Source organism: Pseudomonas sp. Tri1 (assembly GCF_017968885.1).
Lineage (GTDB): Bacteria > Pseudomonadota > Gammaproteobacteria > Pseudomonadales > Pseudomonadaceae > Aquipseudomonas.
Genome location: NZ_CP072913.1, coordinates 1,969,127 through 1,981,924, shown reverse-complemented (window position 1 = coordinate 1,981,924; position 12,798 = coordinate 1,969,127). Strand labels below are relative to the sequence as shown.

Below are 12,798 nucleotides of genomic sequence, written 5' to 3'. Positions count from 1 at the left end.
GCCTCAACGCACCGGAAAACTGATTGAGAACGCCCCCTATCACTTGGAGTGACTGCAATGCCCAGCGCACCGCCTCCGGAAAAACGCCGGTTTCCCCTGCACGTCCACATCAGCATGATGTTTACCCTGCTTCTGTTGCTGACCGGGGTGGTACTGGGCATTTTCAACTACCAACAAACCACGCAAATCATCCTGTCCAGCAGTGAAAAGCTGTTCAACCGGATTGAACAGGATGTGCGCCTGGATTTGTACGACACCTACGAACCGATCCGCCACCTGCTGGGCCTGCTGGCCGACTACCCGGCAACACGCAAGCCCCAGATGGCCGGGCGCATGGCCCTGCTCCCCCCTTTCAGCCAGGCGCTGCGGGACAACCCGAACCTGGCGTCGCTGTACCTGGGCGACAGCAACGGCGACTTTCTGATGGTCCGGCCACTGCGCACGGCGGCCCTGAAAGCCATCCTGAAGGCGCCGGCCAATGCGGCCTATCAGGTCTGGACCGTGGAACGAGCGAACAACCAAGGCCCGGTTATCTCCCAGTCGTTGTTTTACGACGAGGCTCTGGTGCTCATCGCCCGCCAGGACATCGCCGACGAAACCTACGATCCGCGCAGTCGCGCCTGGTTTCGCAGTGCTTTGGACAGCGCAGGCCAGATCACCACCGAACCCTACGCATTTTTTTCCACCCGTCATATCGGTACCACCCTGGCCCGGCGCAGCGGTGAGCATGCGGTCATCGGTGCCGACCTGACCCTGGCGGCGCTGTCCCAGACCCTGGCCAAACACAAAGTGACCGCCGACACCGAGATCGTATTGCTCGACCCCCAAGGCAATGCAGTGGGCTATCCCGACAGCGACCGGCTGATTGCCGACAGCGAGTCGGCACGCCTGATCAAGGCCCGCGACCTCAGCCCGGCGATCGCCGCCGCGCTCGACAACAACGCAGATACCCCACGCCTGACGGCCGCCGGGCGCCAGTGGATCGTTTCTCGCAGCCACATGCAGGAGGGTGGGCCGCAGGGCCTGGAGTTGGCACTGCTGGTTCCTGAAGATGAGTTGCTGGCCGATGCCTATCGCATGCGCTGGCAAGGCGCGCTCGTTACCCTCACCACCTTGCTGCTGTGCCTGCCCCTGGGTTGGCTGACCTCAAGGATCCTGGTCAAACCCCTGCGCGAGCTGGTGCAGGAGGCCGATGCCATTCGCAGCTTTGATTTCAACTACCCGGTGTCGCGTCGCTCCCCCGTGCTGGAGGTCGATCAGTTGAGCCTCTCGATGGCTCGAATGAAAGACACCTTGGCGAGTTTCTTTGAAATCACTGCAAGCCTGCGCGCCGAAACCCGCTTTGCCCCCTTGCTGGAGCGAGTGCTGTTCGAGACTGTAAAAATCGGCCAGGCCCAGGCCGGCTTGATCTACCTGCGGGAAAACGACGAAGATCGGGTCAAGCCGTACGGGCTGGTGATCGATGGAACGCCTCGCGACCTCCAGGCCTTCGAGCTGAAAAGTTATGCGCTTGACGCTGACGACAGTCCGCCCTGGCTCCAGCAACTGACCGTTTCAGAAAACCTCGTGACCTCCCTGGGCTTCGAGCAGGCCGGCGACCTGCGCAGTGTCCTGCTGGCCCTGGATTCTCCGCGAGTTCACCTGATCGGTATCCGCCTGCGCAATCGTCATCAGGAAACCGTCGGCGTATTGGTACTACTGATTACCGACAGCGGCACCGAAGCCGATCTGGAAAAGCTGCAACCGGACCGCATCGCCTTCCTGCAGGCCGTGTCCGGTGCCGCCACCGTGAGCATTGAAGGCCAGCGCCTGCAAGCCAGGCAAAAGCAATTGCTCGATTCATTCATCCAATTGCTGGCCGGCGCGATCGATGCCAAGAGCCCCTACACCGGAGGCCATTGCCAGCGGGTGCCAGCCTTGACGCTGATGCTCGCCCAGGCCGCCGCTGCCAGCCAGGCGCCAGCGTTCCAAGCCTACCGGCCGACGGAGGATGAATGGGAAGCGCTGCACATCGCCGCCTGGTTGCACGATTGTGGCAAGGTCACCACGCCCGAATATGTCGTGGATAAAGCCACCAAACTGGAAACCCTGAACGACCGGATCCACGAGATCCGCACCCGTTTCGAGGTGCTCAAGCGCGACACCTGGGTCGAGTACTGGCAGGCCACCGCGACGGGTGGCGAGCCGTCAGTCTTGGCCCAGCGGCGCGACGCGGCACTGGCTAGCCTGGATGACGACTTTGCTTTTGTCGCCCGCTGCAATCTGGGCTCCGAAACCATGGCCGACGCCGACCTGCAGCGCTTGCAACACATCGCCCGTCGCCCATGGACCCGAACCCTCGATGATCGCCTGGGGGTGTCCTGGGAGGAAAACCGGCGCCAGGCGCGCACGCCCAGGCCCACCCTGCCGGTCACCGAAATGTTGTTGGCGGACAAACCCGAGCATCTGCTGGAGCGCCACGAAGCCGAACTGATTCCGGCGGACAACCCCTGGGGCTTCCAACTCGACGTGCCGCTGTGGAAATACAACCGGGGCGAACTCTATAACCTCAGCATCAAGCGAGGCACGCTGACCCGCGAGGAGCGCTATGTCATCAATCATCACATGGTGCAAACCATCCTGATGCTCAGCCAGTTGCCCTTCCCCAGCCATCTGGAGAATGTGGCGGAGATCGCCGGCGGTCATCACGAGAAGATGGATGGCAGCGGCTACCCCAAGCGCCTCAAACGCGAGGAGATGAGCCTGCCGGCACGCATGATGGCGATTGCAGATATTTTCGAAGCGCTGACGGCGGCCGACCGTCCCTACAAGAAAGCGAAGAAACTCAGCGAAGCCCTGGGCATCATGGCCACCATGTGCCGTGACGCCCACATCGATCCCGAGCTGTTCGGGTTGTTCATCCAAGCGCAGGTCTATCTCGATTACGCCAGCCAGTTCCTCGACCCGCACCAGATCGACGACGTCGACCCGGACAGCCTGCTGGTCAAAGCGGGACTGAAGGCATGATCAGCAATCGCTCAGGCGCAGGAAAATCGCGGCCAACTGTTCAATGCCGGCCTGATCATGCTCGGTGAAGCGCGCCAGTTTCGGGCTGTCCAGGTCAAGCACGCCGATCAGGCGCCCGTCCTTGACCAGCGGCACCACCAACTCGCTGTTCGACGCGCTGTCGCAGGCAATATGGCCTGCGAAGGCATGCACATCTTCGACGCGCTGGGTCTGGCGGGTCTGCGCAGCGGTGCCGCAGACACCACGACCGAAAGGAATCCGCACACAGGCGATCTGGCCCTGAAACGGCCCCAGCACCAGTTCTTCGTTGCGATTGAGGTAGAAACCGGCCCAATTCAGATCATCCAGCTGACTGAACAGGAAGGCCGAGAACTGCGCGGCATTGGCAATGAAATCACGCTCATCGGCCAGCAAGGACTCAAGCTGTGCCGATAACAAACCGTAGCCATCGAGGCCTTCGCCGGTACTCTTCAAATCGATCATGCCTTTTCCTCCAACAGTTTCAGGCCTACCCAATAACGGGCAAACTGATAAGCGCAACGCCCGTTGCGGTTGCCCCGTCCGGTGGCCCAGCGCACCGCCTGGATGTCCAGCGCCTCGTCGCGCTGCCAGGCCAGGCCAGCCTTGGCCGCCAGCTCACCAATCCAGTGCTCCACCACGTTGAGGAAATGCTCCTGGGTAAACGGATAGAACGACAGCCACAAGCCGAAGCGGTCGGACAAGGCAATCTTGTCCTCCACCGCTTCGCTGGGATGAAGCTCGCCGTCCACCCGTTTCCAGTTCTCGTTGTCGCTTTCCTTTTCCGGGACCAGATGGCGGCGGTTGGAGGTGGCATACAACAGCACGTTGTCCGGCGCCTGTTCGAGGGAACCGTCCAACACGCTTTTGAGCACGCGGTAATCACCTTCACCGGACTCGAACGACAAGTCATCGCAGAACACCACGAAGCGTTGCGGCAGTTTCGCGACCTGCTCGACCACCCGGGGCAGATCCGCCAGGTGATCGCGCTCGATCTCGATCAGCCGCAGGCCATGCCGGGCATGTTCGGCCAGCAAGGCCCGCACCAGGGACGACTTGCCGGTGCCACGCGAACCCCAGAGCAGCGCATGGTTGGCGGGCATGCCGTCGATGAACTGGCGGGTATTACGCTCCAATTGTTCGACCTGGCGGTCCACGCCAATCAGGTCCGACAGGCGCATGTCGAGGCTGACCTGCAGCGGCAGCAAATAACCGCTGCGCCCGTCACGTTGCCAGCGGGCGGCCAGGGTCTGGGTCCAATCGATGTCCGGCCGCAGAGCCGGCAACAGAGGCTCGATCCGGGCCAGCACCGCATCGGCACGCTCAAGAAAAGCATTCAATCGCGAGTCCACGTCTTCTCCTCGGGCAGGTTCACAGTAATGATGGCGCTACAGCAACGAAACGCCGTATCCAATGGCGGGTCTACCCCACACGACACAAACCGGTTGCACCGGTATTCAGAGATGATCAGCTATGCTTGACCGGCGAAGGGAAACGTAAGTGGTTCATCACTCAATGGACATCAGATTCACCCAACGGCTGTCCTACAAGCAGGCCCGCCTGACCGTCCTGGTGGGTTTCGTGCTGGGCACCTTGCTCAGCCTGATGCAGATCGGCATCGATTATGCCAGCGAAGACGCTTCGATCAACCGTGAAATCCTCTCGTTGTTGGAAATCAGCCACAACCCGGCCTCGCGCATTGCCTACAACATCGACGCCGAACTTGCCCAGGAACTGTCCATGGGCCTGTTGCGTTCGCCGGCCATCATTGGTGCCGAGCTGATCGACAACAACAATACCGTGCTGGCCAGCGTCAAGCGGCCCGAACTCCAAAGCAGTTACCGATTCATCAGCGACTTCCTGTTTGGCGCCCAGCGTCAGTTCGAAGATCGACTTTACCTGGACCACCTGCCCGGCGAATCCCTCGGCGTGCTGCGCCTGGATGTCGATACCTACGCGTTCGGCAGCCGCTTCCTGCGGCGCGCCGAGGTCACGTTGCTCAACGGTTTTGCCCGTAGCCTGATCCTGACCGGTATCCTGTTGGCACTGTTCTACGTGATGCTGACCAAGCCCTTGGTGCGGGTCATCCGCGAGCTGAGCAGCCGCGATCCGAGCAGCAGCGAACAGAATCGCCTGGAATGCCCTTCCGGCCACCAGTCCGATGAAATCGGTGTACTGGTGTCGGTCGCCAACCAGCAGTTCGAAAATATCTCCACTGAAATCCAGCAGCGGCGCACGGCCGAAAATCGCCTCACCGAATACCTGGCGCAACTGGAAAACATCGTCTCGTCACGCACCGCTGAACTCAAGGCGATCAATGCTCGCCTCAGCCATTCCAACGAAGAACTGGAAGTGGCGCGGCGCACGGCCCTGGACATGGCCGAAGCCCGCTCTGCGTTCCTGGCCAACATGAGCCATGAGATCCGTACGCCGCTCAACGGTTTGCTGGGGATGATCGCACTGTCCCTGGATGGGCCCCTGACAGCCGAACAACAGCAGCAGCTATCGATTGCCCATGACTCGGGCAAAGTCTTGGTCGAGCTGCTTAACGACATTCTCGACCTGTCGAAATTCGATGCCGGTCAACTGGAACTCGAACGCATCCCGTTCGACCTCGGCTCGCTGGTCGAGGATACCGCCAACCTGCTTTCCCAGAACGCCGCACCCAGCGTCGAACTGGCCTGCCTGATCGATCCGCGGTTCCCGGCGCAGGTACTGGGCGACCCGACCCGAGTACGCCAGATCGTCAGCAACCTGCTGTCCAATGCCCTCAAGTTCACGCGCTTCGGCCGGGTCGATGTGAAACTGAGCCATTACGAAGGCGGCGTGCGTATCGAGGTCTGTGACACAGGCATCGGTATCCCCCAGGAGGCTCAAGCGAGAATCTTGCAGCCGTTCACCCAAGCCGGCGCCGGTATTACTCGCCAGTTTGGTGGCACCGGGCTAGGCCTGGCGCTGACCTACAACCTTTGCGAAGTCATGCAGGGCCGGCTGACCATCAGCTCCGAAGCCGGTTTCGGCAGCCAGTTCTGCGCCGACCTGCCCCTGCCGTGCCATACCCCCGCAGTAGCGCTCGAACCCCTGCGCGGCAACGTCGTGGCTATTACTGCCGGCAGCAGCGGCCTGGCCGAGTTGCTGAACATGTTGCTGCCAGACTGGGGGTTGGACTATTCAAGACGCTCCGTGGATGACAGCCTGCTGGGCCTCAAGCCTGATGTGTTGATCACCGATTGCCCGGAATGCCTGTTCCACCTGCGGCCAACCTTCGACGCCCCGATCCTGCTGGTGACCGCTTACGGCAGTTTCATGCCCAGCGAAGAAGCCGCCGCCCTCGCGCCCCTGATCCAACAGGCCCGGCCACTGGCGCGCCATGCACTGCATCAGATTTTGCGCCGTGCCCTGCAGAGCGAGACGACCAGCATCAATGACGCACAGATCGAAACCCTGGCACCGTCCAAGCGCGGGCGGGTATTGCTGGTGGAGGACAATCCGGTCAACCAACTGGTGGCCAAGGGCATGTTGGTGAAACTGGGCTGCGAAGTCAGCGTCGCTTCCCACGGTGTCGAAGCCCTGGATCAGTTGGAGCAGCGGGTTTTCGACCTGGTATTGATGGACTGCAACATGCCAGTGATGGACGGGTACGAAGCCAGCCGGCAGATCCGCCGCAGCGGGCGCTGGTCGGACTTGCCGATTGTCGCACTGACGGCCAACGCAATGCCGGAAGAACGCGAGCGCTGCCGGGTGGCCGGCATGAATGACTATTTGTCCAAGCCGTTCCGTCGCGAAGAACTGGCAGCATTGCTGGACCAGTGGGTACCTACAACGTCAGCGCTTTGATCTGCCCCAACAGATGATCGAGACCGTCGCGCAAACTCCCCAGGCGGTCCAGATCGATCCCGCTGTCGCACAACAGACGAGCCTTGAGCGGGCCAACCTGCTCACGCAAGGCCCGCCCCGCATCCGTCAGGCTCAAGTGCACCTCCCGCTCGTCGCGGGCCGAACGCTGGCGCTGCACCAGGTCCAGTTGTTCCAGGCGCTTGAGCAGCGGCGTCAACGTGCCAGAATCCAGCGACAACCGCTCGCCCAGGGCCTTGACCGTTGGTTGTTCCGGCGCGGTCTCCTGCCACTCCCACAGCACCAGCATCGCCAGGTATTGCGGATAAGTCAGGCCGAGCTGATCCAACATCGGCTTGTAGCCACGGATCACCGCCCGGGACGCGGCGTACAGCTTGAAGCACAATTGGCTGTCAAGCTTTAGCGAATCGACTGACATCTCATTCATTTGAGCAGCGCTTCGATCTCGCCAGTCAGTTCCTGAGGCTTGGTGGTTGGGGCAAAACGCTTGACCACCTGGCCGTCCTTGCCAATCAGGAACTTGGTGAAATTCCACTTGATCCCTTTGGAGCCCAGCACGCCCGGCGCCCGGCGCTTCAACTGGACAAACAGGGGATGGGCATTGGCCCCGTTGACCTCGATTTTCTTGAACAGCGGGAAACTCACGCCGAAGTTCAGTTCACAGAACTCGGATATCGCCCCTTCGTTGCCCGGCTCCTGCTTGCCGAACTGATTGCAGGGAAAGCCCAGCACGACCAGTCCCTGGTCCTTGTAGGTCTGCCACAGCGCCTCCAGGCCCTTGTATTGAGGGGTGAACCCGCACTGGCTGGCGGTATTGACGACAAGTACAGCCTTGCCGGCGAAATCGGCGAGGGTCTTTTGCTCACCGGTGATGGTGGTGCACGGGATGCTCAGCAGGTTGTCGCTCATGGCAAGGCTCGGCAGTCATGGGATGGACGCCGAAGATAGCGAACGATTCAATTGTGTGCAATTTAATTGTTTGAAGCGACAGCGTTGGCCCCGTTGATCTGCCGACCAACACAAACCTGTGGCGAGGGGATTTGCCCCTCGCCACAGGGCTCAATCGCGGGGCACGAGGTCCAGGCATACCGAGTTGATGCAGTAACGCAGCCCAGTAGGCGGCGGGCCGTCTGGGAAGACATGGCCCAAGTGAGCATCGCATTTTGCGCAGACCACTTCAGTGCGGATCATGCCGTGGCTGACATCGCGCACTTCCACCACCGCTCTGCCTTCGATCGGCGCGTAGAAACTCGGCCAGCCACAGCCGGAATCGAATTTGGTCTGCGAATCGAACAGCGGCTCGTTGCAGCAGATGCAGTGGTATACACCGTCGGTCTTGGTCGCGTTGTATTTACCGGAAAATGGCCGCTCAGTGCCCTTCAACCGACAGACGTTGTACTGCTCCGGGTCGAGCATGTCCCGCCATTCTTCAAGGGTTTTCTGCAACTTTTCCATCGTCCTACCTCGGCAATTGAAAAAGCCCGATCCGACGCTTTTCCGCAGATCGGGCGGCACGTATGATTGCGCCTCGTCAGGCGCCAGTCTGGCAGTCACGTCATGCGCATTCAAACGGATTGTGACGCATGTACCGCGTCAGGCCTGGGCACAGACGCAGGATCCCCAGTACGGTAGTTCATACGCCGCCTGGATCGTTCATTTTCGGGAACACATCGCCATGCAGGTCAGCAAATCGAACAAGCTCGCCAACGTCTGCTACGACATTCGCGGCCCGGTGCTCAAGCACGCCAAACGCCTGGAAGAGGAAGGCCATCGCATCCTCAAGCTGAACATCGGCAACCCGGCACCCTTTGGTTTCGAAGCGCCCGATGAAATTCTCCAGGACGTCATCCGCAACCTGCCGACCGCCCAGGGCTACAGCGACTCCAAGGGTCTGTTCAGCGCCCGCAAGGCCGTGATGCAGTACTACCAGCAGAAGCAGGTCGAAGGCGTCGGCATCGAGGACATCTACCTGGGTAACGGCGTGTCCGAGCTGATCGTGATGTCGATGCAGGCCCTGCTCAACAACGGCGATGAAGTGCTGGTGCCGGCGCCGGACTATCCATTGTGGACCGCCGCCGTAAGCCTGTCCGGCGGCAACCCGGTGCATTACCTGTGCGATGAACAAGCCAACTGGTTTCCTGACCTGGCGGACATCAAGGCCAAGATCACGCCCAATACCAAGGCGCTGGTGATCATCAACCCGAACAACCCGACCGGCGCGGTCTACTCCAGGGAAGTGCTGCTGGGCATGTTGGAATTGGCCCGTCAGCACAACCTGGTGGTGTTTTCCGACGAGATCTACGACAAGATCCTCTACGACGATGCCGTGCACATCTGCACCGCATCCCTGGCGCCGGACCTGCTGTGCCTGACCTTCAACGGTCTGTCCAAATCCTATCGGGTAGCGGGGTTCCGCTCAGGCTGGATCGTCATTACCGGCCCCAAGCATCACGCCCAGAGCTATATCGAAGGCATCGACATGCTGGCCAACATGCGCCTGTGTGCCAACGTCCCGAGCCAGCACGCGATCCAGACGGCGCTGGGCGGCTACCAAAGCATCAATGACCTGGTCCTGCCCCAGGGCCGCCTGCTGGAACAACGTAATCGCACCTGGGAACTGCTCAACGACATTCCCGGTGTCAGTTGCGTCAAGCCGATGGGCGCGCTGTATGCCTTCCCGCGGATCGACCCGAAGATCTGCCCGATCCATAACGATGAAAAATTCGTACTCGACCTGCTGCTGTCCGAGAAGCTGCTGGTGGTCCAAGGCACCGCGTTCAACTGGCCGTGGCCGGATCACTTCCGCGTCGTGACCCTGCCGCGGGTCGATGACCTGGACCAGGCCATCGGCCGGATCGGCAACTTCCTCAAATCCTATCGCCAATAAGCCGGGCAGCGTGCGAGAAGTCCTCGCCTCGCACGCTGTTTGATTCAGCAACATATCCGCTGCGCCGCTTTTGGCAAGCCTTCTACACTAGGGGCTGAGCAGCCGCCGGGCATCCGGGCTCAACGTTCACGGGGGATAGGCGCCATATTTCTTTTCCACGGTCACTTTCAGAAAAGTCTTTCAATCATTTAGGACGCCTGTAGGACACAGTTTGAAATAGTCGACGAGTTGAATAGCCTGCGGCAGCACCTTATATACCCCGCATAACGCTACATTTTTAGCATGAGGAGATTTCCACCACCATGATGCGCATCCTGCTGTTTTTGGCCACTAACCTGGCGGTCGTGCTGATTGCCAGCATCACCCTGAGCCTTTTTGGCTTCAACGGGTTCATGGCGGCCAACGGGGTTGACCTCAACCTCAATCAGCTGCTGATCTTCTGTGCGGTGTTCGGTTTCGCCGGTTCCCTGTTCTCGCTGTTCATCTCCAAGTGGATGGCGAAGATGAGCACCAGCACCCAGATCATCAGCCAGCCGCGCACTCGCCATGAACAATGGCTGCTGCAGACCGTCGAACAGTTGTCTCGCGAAGCCGGTATCAAAATGCCGGAAGTCGGGATTTTCCCGGCCTACGAGGCCAACGCCTTCGCCACCGGCTGGAACAAGAACGACGCACTGGTCGCAGTCAGCCAGGGTCTGCTCGAGCGGTTTTCACCCGATGAAGTCAAGGCCGTGCTGGCCCACGAGATCGGCCACGTCGCCAACGGCGACATGGTGACCCTGGCATTGATCCAGGGCGTGGTGAACACCTTCGTAATGTTCTTTGCCCGCATCATCGGCAACTTCGTCGACAAGGTGATCTTCAAGAATGAAGAAGGCCAGGGGATCGCCTACTACGTGGCGACCATCTTTGCCGAGCTGGTACTGGGCATCCTCGCCAGCGCCATCGTCATGTGGTTCTCGCGCAAGCGCGAGTTCCGGGCTGACGACGCCGGCGCACGCCTGGCTGGCACCAGCGCCATGATCGGCGCCCTGCAACGCCTGCGTGCCGAGCAAGGCCTGCCAGTTCACATGCCCGACACCCTGAACGCCTTTGGCATCAACGGCGGCGTCAAGCAGGGCCTGGCTCGCATGTTCATGAGCCACCCGCCACTGGAAGAGCGCATCGACGCCCTGCGTCGTCGCGGCTGACAGGTTCTAGCATCAAGAGAAGCCCGCAGAAATGCGGGCTTTTTTGTCTGCTGGTTTAGGTGCGCCAGGCCTGACGCCATCGCGAGCAAGCTCGCTCCCACAGGAATCTTCGGTGGACACGGGTTCATTGTTCACAGCCGATCAACTGTGGGAACGACTTGCTCGCGATGGTGCCAGTACAAACAACGCTTCAACCTTTGGAAACCCGATACACCCGCTCATCCAGCCTCGTCACCCCAGCCTGCAAGAACTTCCAGCTTTCTCCCAGCACATCCTGTTCCTGCAATACCTCCAGCCGCCAGGCATTACCCAGCAGCCGTAGCACCTCATCATTTCCTACGGAGAAAGGTGGCCCGGGCATTTCATCCTGGTTGTAATCCAGGGTAATCAACAGCCCAACGCACGCGGGCAAGATCTTCTGCAAATGGGCCACATACCGCTCTCGCATCGTCACAGGCAAGGCGATCAATGCAGCGCGGTCGTACAACGCCGCGCAATCGGCCACGTCCGCAGCACCCAAGGCAAAGAAATCACCGCAGCGGATTTCGATATCCCCGGCCCGAAACACCTTGAACGCACCTTCTTCACTCACGCTCGGCTCAAGCTGGTGCTCAAGGAAAAAATCAGCCGTGGCTTTTTCCGACAGTTCCACGCCCAGCACCGAATATCCCTGATGGGCGAGCCACAACAAATCCAGACTTTTCCCGCACAAGGGCACCAATACTCGACTGCCCCGCTCCAACCCCAATGATGGCCAGAAACGTTGCAGGTAGGGGTTCACCTGCGGCAAGTGAAAGCCAATCTGGTTCGATGACCAGCGCTTGTGCCAGAACTCAGGCTCCATGATTCACTCCAAAAATTCGATCAAAACGGGTTAAAACTTATATTAGATTTAGATCATTGCCCTGATGGAAGATGACCACATCTTAACGCTCAGGAGTCCGTTCATGCTGCCTAGCCTGTTTATCTCCCATGGTTCACCCATGCTGGCCCTGGAACCCGGCGACAGCGGCCCGGCACTGGCTCGCCTGGCCGCTCAACTGCCCCGCCCCACCGCCATCGTCATCGTGTCCGCCCACTGGGAAAGCAGTGAACTGTTGGTCAGCGCGAACCCGCAACCGTCCACCTGGCACGACTTCGGCGGCTTCCCACCGGCACTGTACGAGGTGCAGTATCCCGCGCCAGGCAATCCGCAACTGGCGGCGCAAGTGGCAGACCTGCTTAATACCGCACATCTACCGGCCCGCCTCGACCCTCAACGACCGTCCGATCATGGCGTCTGGGTGCCACTGTCCTTGATGTACCCCGAAGCCGACATCCCGGTGGTGCAGGTTTCCTTGCCCAGTCGCCAGGGGCCGACATTGCAGACGCAGGTTGGCCATGCCCTGGCGAGCCTGCGCCAGCAGGGTGTCCTGCTGATCGGCTCCGGCAGCATCACTCATAACTTGCGCGATCTGGACTGGCACGCCAGCCCCGCAAACATCGAGCCCTGGGCGAAAGCCTTTCGCGATTGGATGGTTGAGAAGCTGGCCGACGACGATGAGGCCGCGCTGCATGACTACCGGCACCAGGCGCCGAACGCTGTGCGCAGCCACCCCAGTGACGAGCATTTGTTGCCGCTGTATTTCGCCCGGGGGGCGGGTGGGAAATTCAGCGTTGCCCATACAGGGTTCACGATGGGGACGCTGGGGATGGACATCTATCGGTTTGACTGATGGACCGAGTCGTCCTCAATCGCGAGCAGGCTCGCTCCCACATTGGACCTGAACCCCTGTGGGAGCGAGCCTGCTCGCGATTGGACTCCCCCCGCTCTCCCTGAAAAAACATCAAACGACAGGCATA

11 protein-coding genes are annotated in these 12,798 nt (G+C 60.5%); 5 read left to right on the top strand and 6 right to left on the bottom strand.

Going from position 1 to position 12,798, the window contains the following annotated elements; translation table 11 throughout:
* Positions 1-57: 57 nt before the first annotated feature.
* The gene (locus tag J9870_RS08835) at positions 58-3,006 is read left to right on the top strand and encodes an HD domain-containing phosphohydrolase (protein WP_210643559.1); all 2,949 of its coding nucleotides are present in this window, start codon (positions 58-60) and stop codon (positions 3,004-3,006) included.
* Here J9870_RS08835 and J9870_RS08830 read toward each other — a convergent pair whose 3' ends face one another.
* Together J9870_RS08830 and J9870_RS08825 are read right to left on the bottom strand one after the other, a co-directional pair.
* Positions 3,007-3,489, bottom strand: coding sequence for a GAF domain-containing protein (locus J9870_RS08830; RefSeq protein WP_210643558.1), 483 nt, complete (start codon positions 3,487-3,489; stop codon positions 3,007-3,009).
* Complete coding sequence (locus tag J9870_RS08825; protein ID WP_210643557.1) at positions 3,486-4,376, bottom strand: ATP-binding protein; 891 nt, start codon at positions 4,374-4,376, stop codon at positions 3,486-3,488. The genes J9870_RS08830 and J9870_RS08825 overlap by 4 nt, the downstream gene beginning before the upstream one ends.
* 163 nt (positions 4,377-4,539) lie before the next feature.
* On the opposite strand from J9870_RS08825, the gene J9870_RS08820 reads away from it, so the two are divergent.
* Positions 4,540-6,861: a response regulator gene (locus J9870_RS08820; RefSeq protein WP_210643556.1), complete on the top strand. Its 2,322-nt coding sequence runs from the start codon at positions 4,540-4,542 to the stop codon at positions 6,859-6,861.
* Here J9870_RS08820 and J9870_RS08815 read toward each other — a convergent pair.
* The 3 genes from J9870_RS08815 to msrB form a co-directional block, all read right to left on the bottom strand.
* Positions 6,842-7,306, bottom strand: coding sequence for a MarR family transcriptional regulator (locus tag J9870_RS08815; RefSeq protein ID WP_210643555.1), 465 nt, complete (start codon positions 7,304-7,306; stop codon positions 6,842-6,844). The genes J9870_RS08820 and J9870_RS08815 overlap by 20 nt on opposite strands.
* Positions 7,303-7,788 (bottom strand): glutathione peroxidase, encoded by a 486-nt coding sequence (locus J9870_RS08810; protein WP_210643554.1) that lies wholly within the window; start codon positions 7,786-7,788, stop codon positions 7,303-7,305. The genes J9870_RS08815 and J9870_RS08810 overlap by 4 nt, the downstream gene beginning before the upstream one ends.
* A gap of 150 nt (positions 7,789-7,938) precedes the next feature.
* Positions 7,939-8,334, bottom strand: a complete 396-nt coding sequence (gene msrB, locus J9870_RS08805) for a peptide-methionine (R)-S-oxide reductase MsrB (RefSeq protein WP_210643553.1) — start codon at positions 8,332-8,334, stop codon at positions 7,939-7,941.
* A 220-nt stretch (positions 8,335-8,554) separates the two neighbouring features.
* Here msrB and J9870_RS08800 point away from each other — a divergent pair, with 220 nt between their 5' ends.
* Both J9870_RS08800 and htpX read left to right on the top strand, forming a co-directional pair.
* On the top strand, positions 8,555-9,766 hold the full coding sequence (locus J9870_RS08800; RefSeq protein ID WP_210643552.1) for a pyridoxal phosphate-dependent aminotransferase: 1,212 nt from the start codon (positions 8,555-8,557) through the stop codon (positions 9,764-9,766).
* Between the two features lie 302 nt (positions 9,767-10,068).
* Positions 10,069-10,956, top strand: a complete 888-nt coding sequence (gene htpX, locus J9870_RS08795; RefSeq protein ID WP_186636836.1) for a protease HtpX — start codon at positions 10,069-10,071, stop codon at positions 10,954-10,956.
* Positions 10,957-11,146: 190 nt separating this feature from the next.
* Here htpX and J9870_RS08790 read toward each other — a convergent pair whose 3' ends face one another.
* Positions 11,147-11,800 carry a thiopurine S-methyltransferase gene (locus tag J9870_RS08790; RefSeq protein ID WP_210643551.1) on the bottom strand — a complete coding sequence of 218 codons (654 nt, stop codon included), beginning with the start codon at positions 11,798-11,800 and terminating at the stop codon, positions 11,147-11,149.
* Positions 11,801-11,903: 103 nt separating this feature from the next.
* On the opposite strand from J9870_RS08790, the gene J9870_RS08785 reads away from it, so the two are divergent.
* Positions 11,904-12,671, top strand: a complete 768-nt coding sequence (locus J9870_RS08785) for a class III extradiol ring-cleavage dioxygenase (protein ID WP_210643550.1) — start codon at positions 11,904-11,906, stop codon at positions 12,669-12,671.
* Positions 12,672-12,798: the final 127 nt, after the last annotated feature.

Excerpts from the sequence above, each read along its gene's own strand:
- J9870_RS08835 (WP_210643559.1), top strand. The coding sequence starts at position 58 with ATGCCCAGCGCACCGCCTCCGGAAAAACGCCGGTTTCCCCTGCACGTC.
- J9870_RS08830 (WP_210643558.1), bottom strand. The coding sequence starts at position 3,489 with ATGATCGATTTGAAGAGTACCGGCGAAGGCCTCGATGGCTACGGTTTG.
- J9870_RS08820 (WP_210643556.1), top strand. The coding sequence starts at position 4,540 with ATGGACATCAGATTCACCCAACGGCTGTCCTACAAGCAGGCCCGCCTG.
- J9870_RS08815 (WP_210643555.1), bottom strand. The coding sequence starts at position 7,306 with ATGAATGAGATGTCAGTCGATTCGCTAAAGCTTGACAGCCAATTGTGC.
- J9870_RS08810 (WP_210643554.1), bottom strand. The coding sequence starts at position 7,788 with ATGAGCGACAACCTGCTGAGCATCCCGTGCACCACCATCACCGGTGAG.
- msrB (WP_210643553.1), bottom strand. The coding sequence starts at position 8,334 with ATGGAAAAGTTGCAGAAAACCCTTGAAGAATGGCGGGACATGCTCGAC.
- J9870_RS08800 (WP_210643552.1), top strand. The coding sequence starts at position 8,555 with ATGCAGGTCAGCAAATCGAACAAGCTCGCCAACGTCTGCTACGACATT.
- htpX (WP_186636836.1), top strand. The coding sequence starts at position 10,069 with ATGATGCGCATCCTGCTGTTTTTGGCCACTAACCTGGCGGTCGTGCTG.
- J9870_RS08790 (WP_210643551.1), bottom strand. The coding sequence starts at position 11,800 with ATGGAGCCTGAGTTCTGGCACAAGCGCTGGTCATCGAACCAGATTGGC.
- J9870_RS08785 (WP_210643550.1), top strand. The coding sequence starts at position 11,904 with ATGCTGCCTAGCCTGTTTATCTCCCATGGTTCACCCATGCTGGCCCTG.